We start from the raw sequence: 12,784 nt of genomic DNA, 5'->3' as shown, positions 1-12,784 counted from the left end.
GCCGGGGCGGGCTACTGCACGCTGACGTCGGCGACGATCACCGGGTGGTCGGTGATCGCGCCGCCATCGAGCTCCCGGTAGCCCGAGAACGTCACCGGGGTGGACCCGAGGACCCAGTCGACGCGGGGCCGGGGCGGCACGTAGCAGGGTGGCCCGGGCAGGGCCCCGCTGGCGCTCTTCATCATCGGCGCGAGGCCGGAGAGCCGGCAGTAGAACGCCTCGTGCTCGTTGAAGTCACCGGTCATCAGCACCGGCACGCCGGTCTGGTGGAGCTCGGTCGCGAGATCGGCCTCGAGAGCGGTCGCGGTCTCGCGCCAGTGCTGCGCGGCGCCGCGGACGTCGGCCGGGTTGTGGAAGTTGGCGAACCAGAAGCGCTGCCCGCTCGCCCGCTGCTCCAGCTGCACGTAGGGCATCTGCACCGTGCGGCCGCCGAAGTAGGGGATCGCGATCGTCTCGGCCTCGATCAGCTCGAACTTCGTGGTGTCCCAGGCGATGCTGTTGGTGCCGTCGATCACCGACAGCGCCTGCCCGGGGTAGACGGCGAAGTTCGGGAGCCGGGCGAGGAACGTCGACTGCTGTACCGGCTCGAACTCCTGGGCGCCGACGACGTCGATGCCCTGCGCCGAGACCAGCGACGCGGCCTGGGCCGCGCGGGTGGCGCCGTTCGCGAAGTGGGCGCGGCGGCCCTTGCCGTTGGTGTGGCTGGCGCCGAGCATGTTGAAGCTCGCGATGCCGAAGGTCTGCACAGGCCCGACCGCGAGGCCGCGCGCGAGGCGCTCGGCCCGGTTGGCGAGGGAGGCCGGCCCGCCCTTGTCGCCCGCCCGGTTGCCGCGGCCCGCGCGCTGGGGCTCACGCACGAGCTCGGTGGCCTCGACCACCCGCTGCGGGTCGGGCGGCGCGGTGGTGACGGCGTCCACCTCGCCGTCGCTCACGGGGCGCGACAGCGAGTCGGCGGCCGCGCCGTTGTCGAGGGCGCCCTCGGACATCAGCTGGGCGACGCCCGTGACCAGGAGGCTGAGGACGACGACCGCGCCGACCGCGACGACCGCGAGCCGGCCCCGGTCGGTACGCAGCCTCCGGCGCTTCGTCTCGTCGATGCGGGAGCCGCCGCGGGGTCGGGAAGGCGGCTCAGGCGTCTTCACCGGCTCCACCTCCTGGCTCTCCACGCCGTCCGGCGGGCTCGATCGAGGGTAACAAGGCCCACCCCGGCGCGGGGTGTTCGCCACCTGCCCGCGCCCGAGGGACACTCCCCCGTCGCTCCATCGGCCGAATCCGTCGGCTCCTGAGCGTTCCGGGCTGCCGAGGACGGGGCGCCCCGACCGGTAGCGTAGGGACGTGAGCACCCCACGGAGTCGCAGGCTTCCCCCGCTGCGCTCCTCCAGCCCACGATTCCGCGGGGACCCCGCGTGAGCACGGCCCCCACCCGCGTCTTCGCGGCCCGACTCGTCGGGCTGCCGATCTTCGACCCGCAGGGCGACCAGGTCGGCAAGGTCCGGGACCTCGTGGTGGCGGTGCGCTCGGAGGTGCACCAACCGCGCGTGCTGGGGCTGGTCGCGGAGGTCTTCGGCCGGCGCCGGATCTTCGTGCCGATGACCCGGGTGACCAACATCGACAGCGGGCAGGTCTACACGACCGGGCTGCTGAACATGCGGCGCTTCGAGCAGCGCCCCACCGAGACGCTGGTGATCGGGCAGATGCTCGACCGCACCGTGACCATCCCGAGTACCGGAGTCACGGGCACCGTCTACGACGTCGGCATGGAGCAGGCCCGCAACCGCGACTGGGTGCTGTCCCGGGTCGCGGTCCAGGAGAAGCCGCTGGGCCTGCGCCGGCGCGGCCAGACCCACGTCGTCGAGTGGCGCGACGTGGTCGGCCTGACGACCCGCGAGGAGACCCAGGGCGCGACCCACCTGGTCGCCGCGCTCAACGAGATGCGCCCCGCCGACGCGGCCAACATGCTCCACGACCTGCCTCCGGAGCGGCGTACGGCGGTGGTCGCGGCGCTCCACGACGAGCGGCTCGCCGACGTCCTCGAGGAGCTGCCCGAGGAGGACCAGGTCGAGATCCTCGAGCACCTCGACCACGAGCGCGCCGCCGACGTGCTCGAGGAGATGTCGCCCGACGACGCAGCGGACCTGATCGCCGAGCTGCCGCCCGAGACCGCCGAGGCGCTGCTCGCGCTGATGGAGCCCGACGAGGCCGAGGACGTGCGCCGGCTGCTGTCCTACGTCGAGAACACCGCCGGCGCGATGATGACGCCCGAGCCGGTGATCCTCGGGCCGGACGCGACCGTTGCGGACGCGCTGGCGCACGTCCGCAACCCCGAGCTCACCCCGTCGCTCGCGGCCCTGGTCTACGTCTGCCGACCGCCCCTGGAGCCGCCGACCGGCAAGTTCCTCGGCGTCGCGCACATCCAGCGGCTGCTCCGCGAACCGCCCTCGACCCTGGTCGCGGGCGCACTCGACGACACCATGGAGTCACTGCGGCCGGAGGCGACCATCGACGAGGTCGCGGCACACCTCGCGACGTACAACCTGGTCGCCGCGCCCGTGATCGACGAGCACGGACACCTGCTCGGCGCGGTCACCGTCGACGACCTCCTCGACCACATGCTCCCCGAGGGCTGGCGCGACCGGGCGGTGAATCCGTGAGCGACCGGACACCCCGCCTCGACACCCCCCGGGAACTGCGCCGCAAGCCGCTGGTGCGGCGCCCGTCGTACAACGACGACACGTTCGGCGTCTTCGCCGAGTCGTTCGCGCGCTACATGGGCACCGCCCGGTTCCTGATGTGGATGACCGGCGTCGTGGTCGTCTGGATCGTCTGGAACATCCTCGCGCCGCGCGACCTGCGCTTCGACGACTACCCGTTCATCTTCCTCACGCTCGCGCTCAGCCTGCAGGCGTCGTACGCCGCGCCGCTCATCCTGCTCGCGCAGAACCGGCAGGAGGCGCGCGACCGGGTGATCGCCGAGCAGGACCGGCAGGCCGCCTCCCGGGCGCGCGAGGACATGGAGTTCCTCGCCCGCGAGGTCGCGTCGCTGCGGATGGCGGTCGGCGAGGTCGCCACCCGCGACTTCCTGCGCTCGGAGCTGCGCAGCCTGCTCACCGACCTCGAGGAGCGCGCCGACGAGCGTGGCCAGACTCACCAGGGCGACGACGCCGCGGAGGACGCCCCCACGTAGACTCAATGGTCATGAGCAGCCCCCTTCTCGACCGGGTCAACGCCGCGCTGGCGACCGTCAACGACCCCGAGATCAAGCGTCCGATCACCGAGCTCGGCATGGTCGACACCGTCGAGATCGACGACGCCGGGGTCGTGCACCTCACCGTGCTGCTGACCGTGGCCGGCTGCCCGCTCAAGGACACCATCAACCGCGACGTGACCACCGCCGTCGGCGGGGTCGAGGGCGTCACGGGCGTCGACCTGACCCTCGGCGTGATGACGGCCGAGCAGCGCTCCGGCCTGCAGCAGACGCTGCGCGGCGGGCAGGCCCAGCGCGAGATCCCGTTCGCCCAGCCGGGGTCGCTCACGAAGGTCTACGCGATCGCCAGCGGCAAGGGCGGCGTCGGCAAGTCCTCGGTCACCGTCAACCTCGCGATCGCGTTGGCGCAGCAGGGGCTCAAGGTCGGCGTCGTCGACGCGGACATCTACGGCCACTCGGTGCCCGCGATGCTCGGCGTGGCCGACGAGCGGCCGACGCAGGTCGAGGACCTGATCATGCCGGTCCCGACCGCGAGCGGCGTCTCGGTGATCTCCATCGGCATGCTCAAGCCGCGCCGCGACCAGGTCGTCGCCTGGCGCGGCCCGATGCTCGACCGAGCGCTGGTCCAGATGCTCGCCGACGTCTACTGGGGCGACCTCGACGCGCTGCTGCTCGACCTGCCGCCCGGCACCGGCGACATCGCGATCTCGCTCGGCCAGCACCTGCCCGGCGCCGAGGTCGTGGTGGTCACCACGCCGCAGGAGGCCGCCGCCGAGGTCGCCGAGCGCGCTGGCACGATGGCCTCGATGATGCACCAGCGCGTCGTCGGCGTCGTCGAGAACATGAGCTACCTCCCCTGCCCGCACTGCGCCGAGACCGGCACCGACCACCGCCTGGAGATCTTCGGCACCGGCGGTGGCGAGCGGGTCGCGAAGACCCTCTCCGACCGGTTCGGCTACGACGTACCCGTGCTGGGCGAGATCCCGATCGACATCTCGCTGCGCGAAGGCGGCGACGTCGGCAAGCCGATCGTCGAGGCCGACCCGACCGCGCCCGGGGCGGTCGCCCTCACCGCGATCGCCACCCGCCTGGCCGGACGCGGCCGCGGCCTCGCCGGCCTGCAGCTCGGGTTGACCCCCACCAGCAAGTCCTGACCCAGTAGGTTCTGCTTCGTGTTCGGGGTCGGCCTGCCGGAGTTCGCGGTCATCGCACTCGTCGCCGTCCTCGTCTTCGGGCCGGACCGGCTGCCCGACCTCGCGCGCCAGGCCGGCCGGATGATCCGCCAGGTGCGCCGGATGGCCAACAGCGCGCGCGACGAGCTGCGCGCCGAGCTCGGCCCGGAGTACGCCGACCTCGAGCTGCGCGACCTCGACCCCCGCACGATCGTGCGTCGTCACATCGCCGAGGTCCTCGAGGATGAGGACGACGACGAGCCGGCCCGCCCTCCGCGGCGCGGCCTGCGGCCGCTCGGCGTGGGCGAGATCCCGCCGTACGACACCGACGCGACCTGACCCGGACGCGGATGGTCGGGCCGACGCTGGCGTGACCCCGGAGGTGGCGTCGTGCCCCGGCCGCGACGAACGGTCTGGCCTGCGGCCAGCCCCGTCAATGACATCTTGACCGCAGCGATCCTTCACGGGGTCGGGAACCGAGTACTGTTCCTCGGGCACGGTCTCAGTCAGGTGCGAAGTCTGGATGCTCGGGCCTCGACGCGGTGCAGACTGCGAGCCGGCGGGCATGCCGCCCGGCGCGGACCACGGCCTCCGGAGAGGATGCGAACGATGACGATGGACACCGACGTCAGACGGAAGTCGTGTTCGTTCTGCGGGGTGCGTGGCAAGCGAGGCATGAAGTTCGGCGGTGGCCTGGGCGCGATGATCTGCGAGAGCTGCGTCGAGCACTACCACGAGCTGTTCCAGTCCAGGTCCAGGACCAAGGCGGCGTCGAAGCCGCCATGGGAGTCCATGTCCGATACCGAGATCCTGGCGAACCTGCCGCTGATCTCGCAGACCGCGGCGCAGGTGGACGAGTTCCTGGTCGAGTGGGTCGAGTTGGCGCGGTCCCGGAAGATCTCATGGGCCGAGATCGGCAAGGCGTTCGGCGTCTCGCGCCAGGCGGCCTGGGAGCGGTTCGCTCAGCGCGTCGAGCAGGTCAGGTCTCGATCCACGAGCGCCTGACCCGGGACGACCTCAACCGGCCACGGCTGCGGCCCGCGCGACGCTGGCGGGATAGCCAGTGACGATCTGGTTGTTCCCGGGCCTCGGGAACAACCAGATCGTCACTGGGTATCGCCCTTCGGCGGGCGTGCGGTCCGCCCGAGGCGGGCATCCCACGGTCGGCGTGCCCACGAGCTCGGGAGGGATAGTCCGTCACGTTCTGGTTGGCGTCCTCGCCGTGGGGCAGCCAGTTCGTGACGGACTATCCCGATGCGGTCGGCATCGGCGGGCTTCGAGTCCGCCTTGTCGGATGTGTCAGAGGGAGACCCCATGAGGGGTCTTGCTCACCGCCGCTGTCGCCTGACGTCCGACGGCCAGGGCGATTCAGCCGGTTGCGAGCAGCGGCAAGACGCTCGACCTCGTCGCGCCGGACGCATCCAGCAGGTCAAGACCCGTTCGGTGGGCCCGAGGCCCCACCTGCTCACCCCGGCGCGGGGCGAAGCGGAGCCGCAGCCCTGCGGGCGTCAGCGTGGTCCGCGGGTCCGGCACGACCCGATCTGAGACGTTCTCCACGTCGTAGCCGCGCAACACGGCCGCCAGCACCGCGTCGAGCAGGACGTGGCTCACGTCGCGGCCGGGGCACCGGTGCAGTCCGTGACCGAAGGACAGGAGCTGCTGCGGACGGGAGTCGGGATGGAGCCAGCGCTCGGGCAGGAACTCGTGCGGCCGGTCGAAGAGCGCCGCATCGCGGTGGACGACATAGGGGCTGACGACGAAGTTGTGGCCCGCCTCGAACCGATAGCGGCCCAGTTCGACCGGCCGGATGGCGACACGGTGCAGTCGCCAGGTGGGCGGGTAGAGCCGCAGCGTCTCCAGCACCACCGCTCGCCGACGTACGGCGTCCCCGCGCGCGGCGGCCGCCCAACGGCGGTCTCGTCCCAGCTCGTGCAGTGCCCATGCTGCAGCGGCGGCGGGGACTCGCTGCGCGGCCAGCAGGGCCCCGATGAGGAGATCGGCGATGCTCTCCAGCGTGTGACCGGCCGCGACCGCGGCGACCACGGCGCCGGACGCGAAGTCCTGCCGCGGCCGGACCGCGCGATCGCACACGAGAGGGTCGACGACGTCACGAAGTGCCCGGTACGCCCGGTGCATCCGACGGTTCGCGCGCGTGGGCCAGCCCGATGGGAGCGCGAACGGGTTGCCGAACACGGCGCTGAGCGCCTCGAGCAACCCGGCGACCGCGACGTGGACCCGGCCGGTGCTCTCCTCGCCGAAGAAGTATCCGGCGACGAGTCTGGAGCACAGCTCTTCGAGCATCGGCAGCGGATCGACGTCCTCACCGCGGTCTCGTGCCGCCTCGACGGCGCCGAGCGAGGCCTCCGAGGCCAGCCCCCGAAGTGGTTCGAGCACGCCGCCGCGGAGTCCCGCATTCAGGTGCTTGCGGAGGCGGTTGCGCGCCGCGATGCCATCGGCGTCGAGGCGCCGGTTGAGGAAGGTGCCAACGATCTCGAACCCGGCCCGCGTATCGAGGACCGTCCGCGCAAGTTCGAGATCGTTGACGCCCGTGGTGATCGAGTCGAACGCGACAACTCCCCCGTAGCTCTCGCGTGCCGACATCAGAAAACCAAGGCGATCCTTCTCATACTCGGCGACCCACCCCGCCCAGCGGCCCCCCACTGGGCCTGGCGGCCGCCACGGCGCCCCGACGCCTCGAGCGCCCAGTTGCTGGCGCCGCCCCATGTCGCCCGTACCCGAGTCGAGCGATCATCAGGTCCACACGTAGTCGGGTGCACCGCCGCGGCCCTGAGCACGCATCACCAGGCGAGCGAGCGAGTACTTGATGAGACGCATAGGACGGTCCCCCCGATCTGGAAAGTGGCTCTGCGCGTGCGGCCGAGTTCAGGCAGCCGCACGTCTGTCAAGACAATCATGACTTACGACAGGTCATCCTTGACAGCCTTTGGAGAAACTCGGACAGGAAGCTTGCTCTGCCACGGGCCAGGACACGTGGTCCTCGCCCGCCCTACGGTGTCCCGCGGGCGCGGCCTCGAGCTCACCGGGACTGCACCGCCGCCAGAGCGTCGATCGCCACCAGCATGCGGCGCCCCTCTCCCACGACCGCCTCGACGAAGTCCGCACCGACGCGATGCAGTACGGCGTCGTACGTCGCGCCCACGCGCAGGTGCAGTACGCACCGTTCGCCGGCGTCGGCGAGTCGGCGCAGCGCCGAGCCGACCCCGAGGCTCGCGACCGGCGACCAGGCGACCTCCGGGACCGACCGGTCGGAGGCGCCGTGCACGACCGTCACGGCCGGCAGCAGGACCACCCAGTCCTGGGACGCACCGCTGAGCACGCACCAGCCGTCGGCGACCCGGTCCAGCACGCCCTGGACGGCGCCCACCCCGGCGACCTCGAGCCGCACCTGCGTACCGAGGGAGGCCACCAGGCGGCTGGCCAGCGTGACCTCGCGGTACGCCGTCCGGCTGCGGTCGACCAGGTCCGGCCCGCGCTCGGCGTCGTAGAGCGCCTCGGCCTGCTGCTCCAGGTCGTCGAGCAACCCGAACAGCTCCTCCTCCCACGACATGCCCGACTTCTGCCCCGACGACCGCGGTCGCCAAACCGCCGGCCGCCGCAGGCCGCGCCCGGTCGTCGGCGTGGTGGTGGGTCCTACGATGGGCGCGATGGGTGGAGTCCAGACGGGTGCGCGCCGAGTCAACCGGAGACCGCTGTCGGTGGTCGGTCGGTGGCTGCTGCTGCTCGTCGCCCTCGGGGGCCTGCTGGCCATGCACGGCCTCTCCGATCACGGAGTCGGTGGGCCCGCGGCCGTCGCGCCCGCCACGACCCACGTGGCGATGGAGACCGGCACCCCGGCCACCGACCCGGCCGACGATCCGGCGGTCGCCAGAGGCGGCGCGGCCGACGGCCCCCAGGAGCATCACGGCGGCTCGATCGTCGCGATGTGCCTGGCGGTCATCGGGGCGGTGCTGCTCCTGGGCGTCGTCGCTCGGCGCGCCGGGTTCGTCACCCGGCTGCGCCATGCGCTCACCACCCACCTGGCCGTGCTGACCGCGACCTCGTTCTGGGCGCGGGCGCGCGGGCCGGCGCCACCCGACCTGAGGCTGCTCTCCATCCAGCGGTGCTGATCGGCGACACCGCCGCCGCCGTACACCCCGGGTCACCACGAGCACGGTGACCGTGGGCGATCGCGACGGCGGTGGCTTCGACGACCCCCGACAGCACCCACGTTCAGGAGAACGACCATGCCTCTGCACACCCGCACCCACGCGCGTACCGGCACCCGTCGACTGCGTCGCACCGCCACCGCCCTCGCGCTGACCGCCGCCCTGGGGGTCTCGCTCGCCGCCTGCGGCGACGATGCCGACACCGCCGACGGCCCTTCTGGCACCCGGACCGCCACCAACGGCGACGTGTTCAACACCGCCGACGTCTCGTTCGCGACCGAGATGATCCAGCATCACGCCCAAGCGCTGTCGATGGTCGACCTCGCCGACGGCCGCCCGCTGGACCCCGAGGTCCAGCAGCTCACCGAGGACATCCGTGCCGCCCAGGGCCCGGAGATCGAGACGATGTCGGACTGGCTCACCGCCTGGGACCAGGAGATCCCCGAGACCATGCGCGACCACAGCAACGCGGGTCACGACATGGGAGGCGACATGTCTGACCGGATGGACGGGATGGACTCCGACATGCCCGGCATGATGTCGCCCGACGAGATGGACGAGCTCCAGGACGCCTCGAACGCCGCGTTCCAGGACCTCTGGCTGACGATGATGATCGAGCATCACCAGGGTGCGATCGAGATGGCGCGCACCGAGCAGGAGGACGGCGCGTTCGACGAGGCCGTCACGCTGGCGGAGACCATCGCATCGGCCCAGCAGCAGGAGATCGAGACGATGGAGGGGCTGCTCGGCTGACCCGGCCCGGCTCGACATCATGAACACGCACACGCCTGACGCCCATCCCACCCCTACTCCCGCCCCGTCGGCGACCTCGGTCGCCGACGGCCGACCGCCGGGCCGGCGCCCCTCCCACCGCGGTGCGCTGGCCATCGGTGCCGCCGCCACGCTGCTGATGGTGACGCTCCTGGTCGTCGCCCTCACCGACCCCGGCGGCGACGACCACCCCGACGACGGTGCCACCGGACCGAACGCCGGGGTCGGGGCGCCGATGATCGGCCACATCCACGGCATCGTCCCCGACCCGGAGGGCGACCAGACGGACCATCGCGTGCTCATCGGCGCGCACTACGGCCTGTTCTCCGTCGACGCCGACGGGAACGTCGCCCAGGTCGGCGACGACGTCACCGACTACATGGCGTTGACGGCGGCCGGGCCGGGCCGGCTGCTGGCCAGCGGGCATCCCGAGCCGACCGACGAGAGCCGCCCGATGAACCTGGGTCTCATCGAGTCCCGGGACGGCGGGAGGCAGTGGAACACATTGTCGCTCGACGGCGCCGCGGACTTCCATGCGCTGGAGCACGCCCCGGGCGAGCCGGGTCGGACCTGGGGCATCGACTCGGTCACCGGTGGGCTCGTCACGTCGACCGACGAACGTGCCTGGCAGACGGTCCACGAGCAGCCGCTGGTCGACATCGCCCTCGATCCGGGCGACCCCGCCCGGGTGCTCGCCACCACCGGCGACGGTCGGCTCCTCGAGGTGACCGCCGACCGGAGCGGAACCGTCGACGAGGGGGCGTTCGAGCAGGCGCCACGGCTCGGTCTCATCGACTGGCCGGCCGCCGACGTCCTGGTCGGCGTCGGCGCCGACGGGCGGGTCTCCCGATCGAACGACGGTGGGCGAACCTGGGTCGAGCTCGCCCGGGTTCCCGGCGACCCGAGCGCGCTGGGCGTCGTCGGCCACTCGTGGTTCGCGGCGACCAGCGACGGCCTGTTCCGCGGGCCCGTGGACCCTGACGCGGCGGGCGAGGACGTGAAGCAGGTCCTCGCGTACGGCGAATGATCCGATGCCCGCCGGTCACCGGGTGACCGGCGGGCATCCGCTGCACGACCCCTTGGAAGAGATACCCCCTAGGGGTATAGTGGGAGACATGGACGAGACGAACGCACGGCAGACGGCGCCCGGCGCCTCGCACGAGCACGCATCTCACGAGCACCGGGGTCACCCCCACGAGCACACTCACGAGCACGGCGGTCAGGGCGTCCAGACGACCGGGGCGGGCGCCGAGTACACCTGCCCGATGCACCCGCAGATCCGCCAGATCGGACCAGGGACCTGCCCCATCTGCGGCATGGCCCTGGAGCCGGTGACGGTCTCCGCCGACGACGGTCCGAGCTCGGAGCTCGTCGACATGACAGGCCGGTTCTGGGTGGGCGTCGCCCTCTCCATCCCGGTGATCGTCCTCGGGATGGGCACCGAGTTGTTCGACGTCATCTCCGAGGTGGTCCCAGGCCGGGTCTCGGCGTGGGTGCAGCTGGCGTTCGCGACGCCGGTGGTGCTCTGGGCCGGCTGGCCGTTCTTCGTGCGCGGCTGGACCTCGGTGCGCACCATGAAACTGAACATGTTCACCCTGATCGCGATGGGCACGGGCGTCGCGTGGCTGTTCAGCGTGGTCGCCACACTGGCGCCGGGCATCTTCCCGGAGTCCTTCCGCACGATGGACGACGCCGTGCCGGTGTACTTCGAGGCGGCCGCGGTGATCACCACCCTGGTGCTGCTCGGCCAGGTGCTCGAGCTCCGCGCCCGGGAGCGCACGTCCGGAGCCATCAAGGCCCTGCTCGACCTGACCCCGAAGACCGCACACCGCATCGCGGACGACGGCGCCGAGTCCGACGTGACGCTCGACCAGGTGCACGTGGGCGACCGGCTCCGGGTCCGCCCGGGCGAGCAGGTCCCCGTCGACGGCGTCGTCGTCGACGGCCGCTCCTCGGTGGACGAGTCGATGGTGACCGGCGAGTCGATGCCGGTGACGAAGAAGACGGGCGACACCGTCATCGGCGGCACGCTCACCGCCGGCGGCACGCTGCTCGTCGAGGCGCGGGCCGTCGGCCGCGACACGATGCTGGCCCGCATCGTGCAGATGGTCGCCGATGCCCAGCGGTCCCAGGCGCCGATCCAGCGGCTGGTCGACAAGGTCTCGGCCGTGTTCGTGCCCGCCGTCATCCTCGTCGCCGTCGCCGCGTTCGCGACCTGGGCGCTCGTCGGGCCCGACCCCAAGCTCGCCCACGCCCTCGTCGTCGCGGTGAGCGTCCTGATCATCGCCTGCCCCTGTGCGCTCGGCCTGGCGACGCCGATGTCCATCATGGTCGGCGTCGGCCGCGGTGCCCGCCTGGGCGTCCTGATCAAGAACGCCGCCGCGCTCGAGCGCCTGGAGCGGGTCGACACCCTCGCGGTCGACAAGACCGGCACCCTCACCGAGGGCCGGCCGGCCGTCACCGAGGTTGTCGTCACTCCCCAGGACGACACCGTGCACGACGCCCGGAACCACGTCGCCGGCGGGTCCGAGGCCGAACTGCTGCGCCTCGCCGGCGCCGTCGAGCAGCCCTCGGAGCACCCGCTGGCGCGAGCCATCGTGAACGCCGCACTCGACGGCGTACCCGGTGGCCTGCCCGACGTGGCGGAGTTCGACGCGCCGGCCGGCAAGGGCGTGACCGGCCTCGTCGACGGCACGCGGGTCGCGGTCGGCAGCGCCGGTTTCCTGGCCGCCCTCGGGGTGGACGCCGCGCCGCTGGGCGCTCGGGCCGACGAGCTCCGCAGCGCGGGCGCGACCGCGGTGTTCGTCGCGGTCGACGGCCGCCTGGCCGGCGTTCTGGCGATCGCGGACCCGGTGAAGCCGACGACCCCGCAGGCCCTCGCGCAGCTGCGCGACGCGGGCATCGAGGTCGTCATGGTGACCGGTGACAACCCGGTCACCGCGAGGGCCGTCGCTGCCCGGCTCGGCATCCCGCGCGTCGAGGCCGAGGTGCTGCCGGACAAGAAGGCCGACGTGGTCAACGCGCTCCGGGCCGAGGGGAAGGTCGTCGCGTACGCCGGTGACGGCACCAACGACGGCCCCGCACTCGCCGCCGCCGACGTCGGGCTCGCGATGTCGACCGGCACCGACGTCGCCATCGAGTCGGCCGGGGTCACGCTCCTGCACGGCGACCTCACGGGGATCGCCACCGCCCGCACGCTGTCCCAGGCGACCATGCGGAACATTCGCAGCAACCTGTGGCTCGCGTTCGGCTACAACACCGCAGGCATCCCCATCGCCGCCGGCGTCCTCTACCCCGCCTTCGGCTGGCTGCTGTCGCCGATGCTGGCGGCCGCGGCGATGGCGTTGTCCTCGGTGAGCGTCATCACGAACGCGCTGCGACTGCGCACCATGCGACTCTGACCAGGCCTTCCGGCCGTCGGGACCGCTTCCCCCGTTGTGGGTGAAGCGGTCCCGTGCGCGTTCGCCTTG

12 protein-coding genes are annotated in these 12,784 nt (G+C 72.2%); 9 read left to right on the top strand and 3 right to left on the bottom strand.

Translation table 11 applies throughout. The features are described 5' to 3' along the window. Positions 1-11 precede the first annotated feature (11 nt). Positions 12-1,142 (bottom strand): endonuclease/exonuclease/phosphatase family protein, encoded by a 1,131-nt coding sequence (locus KM427_RS08530; protein WP_215526931.1) that lies wholly within the window; start codon positions 1,140-1,142, stop codon positions 12-14. Positions 1,143-1,406: 264 nt separating this feature from the next. Between KM427_RS08530 and KM427_RS08525 the strand changes: the two genes are divergently transcribed. From KM427_RS08525 to KM427_RS08505, 5 genes are all read left to right on the top strand, one after another. Beyond that, complete coding sequence (locus tag KM427_RS08525; protein WP_183590833.1) at positions 1,407-2,651, top strand: magnesium transporter MgtE N-terminal domain-containing protein; 1,245 nt, start codon at positions 1,407-1,409, stop codon at positions 2,649-2,651. After that, positions 2,648-3,184, top strand: a complete 537-nt coding sequence (locus tag KM427_RS08520; protein ID WP_215526930.1) for a DUF1003 domain-containing protein — start codon at positions 2,648-2,650, stop codon at positions 3,182-3,184. The genes KM427_RS08525 and KM427_RS08520 overlap by 4 nt, the downstream gene beginning before the upstream one ends. 11 nt (positions 3,185-3,195) lie before the next feature. Then, complete coding sequence (locus KM427_RS08515) at positions 3,196-4,359, top strand: Mrp/NBP35 family ATP-binding protein (RefSeq protein ID WP_183590834.1); 1,164 nt, start codon at positions 3,196-3,198, stop codon at positions 4,357-4,359. A gap of 18 nt (positions 4,360-4,377) precedes the next feature. Further along, a complete protein-coding gene (locus KM427_RS08510; protein ID WP_215526929.1) occupies positions 4,378-4,716 on the top strand; it encodes a sec-independent translocase in 339 nt (112 codons plus the stop codon). A gap of 270 nt (positions 4,717-4,986) precedes the next feature. Beyond that, positions 4,987-5,382 carry a hypothetical protein gene (locus KM427_RS08505; RefSeq protein ID WP_183590836.1) on the top strand — a complete coding sequence of 132 codons (396 nt, stop codon included), beginning with the start codon at positions 4,987-4,989 and terminating at the stop codon, positions 5,380-5,382. 363 nt (positions 5,383-5,745) lie between these two features. Here KM427_RS08505 and KM427_RS08500 read toward each other — a convergent pair whose 3' ends face one another. Next, positions 5,746-7,038: a cytochrome P450 gene (locus KM427_RS08500; protein WP_215526928.1), complete on the bottom strand. Its 1,293-nt coding sequence runs from the start codon at positions 7,036-7,038 to the stop codon at positions 5,746-5,748. 376 nt (positions 7,039-7,414) lie between these two features. After that, complete coding sequence (locus KM427_RS08495) at positions 7,415-7,945, bottom strand: hypothetical protein (RefSeq protein WP_215526927.1); 531 nt, start codon at positions 7,943-7,945, stop codon at positions 7,415-7,417. Positions 7,946-8,042: 97 nt separating this feature from the next. On the opposite strand from KM427_RS08495, the gene KM427_RS08490 reads away from it, so the two are divergent. From KM427_RS08490 to KM427_RS08475, 4 genes are all read left to right on the top strand, one after another. Then, positions 8,043-8,504 carry a DUF6153 family protein gene (locus tag KM427_RS08490; protein ID WP_215526926.1) on the top strand — a complete coding sequence of 154 codons (462 nt, stop codon included), beginning with the start codon at positions 8,043-8,045 and terminating at the stop codon, positions 8,502-8,504. 117 nt (positions 8,505-8,621) lie between these two features. Next, positions 8,622-9,296, top strand: a complete 675-nt coding sequence (locus tag KM427_RS08485; protein ID WP_215526925.1) for a DUF305 domain-containing protein — start codon at positions 8,622-8,624, stop codon at positions 9,294-9,296. Positions 9,297-9,315: 19 nt separating this feature from the next. Beyond that, positions 9,316-10,341, top strand: a complete 1,026-nt coding sequence (locus KM427_RS08480) for a beta propeller repeat protein (RefSeq protein WP_215526924.1) — start codon at positions 9,316-9,318, stop codon at positions 10,339-10,341. Between the two features lie 88 nt (positions 10,342-10,429). Continuing rightward, complete coding sequence (locus KM427_RS08475; protein WP_286674355.1) at positions 10,430-12,715, top strand: copper-transporting P-type ATPase; 2,286 nt, start codon at positions 10,430-10,432, stop codon at positions 12,713-12,715. Positions 12,716-12,784 lie beyond the last annotated feature (69 nt).

Source organism: Nocardioides sp. LMS-CY, from assembly GCF_018732145.1.
GTDB classification, from domain to species: domain Bacteria; phylum Actinomycetota; class Actinomycetes; order Propionibacteriales; family Nocardioidaceae; genus Nocardioides; species Nocardioides soli.
This window is presented reverse-complemented; position numbering and strand designations above follow the sequence as displayed.

Coding starts and splice junctions, on each gene's coding strand:
- KM427_RS08495 (WP_215526927.1), bottom strand. CDS start 7,945: ATGTCGTGGGAGGAGGAGCTGTTCGGGTTGCTCGACGACCTGGAGCAG.
- KM427_RS08475 (WP_286674355.1), top strand. CDS start 10,430: ATGGACGAGACGAACGCACGGCAGACGGCGCCCGGCGCCTCGCACGAG.
- KM427_RS08515 (WP_183590834.1), top strand. CDS start 3,196: ATGAGCAGCCCCCTTCTCGACCGGGTCAACGCCGCGCTGGCGACCGTC.
- KM427_RS08505 (WP_183590836.1), top strand. CDS start 4,987: ATGACGATGGACACCGACGTCAGACGGAAGTCGTGTTCGTTCTGCGGG.
- KM427_RS08480 (WP_215526924.1), top strand. CDS start 9,316: ATGAACACGCACACGCCTGACGCCCATCCCACCCCTACTCCCGCCCCG.
- KM427_RS08490 (WP_215526926.1), top strand. CDS start 8,043: ATGGGTGGAGTCCAGACGGGTGCGCGCCGAGTCAACCGGAGACCGCTG.
- KM427_RS08485 (WP_215526925.1), top strand. CDS start 8,622: ATGCCTCTGCACACCCGCACCCACGCGCGTACCGGCACCCGTCGACTG.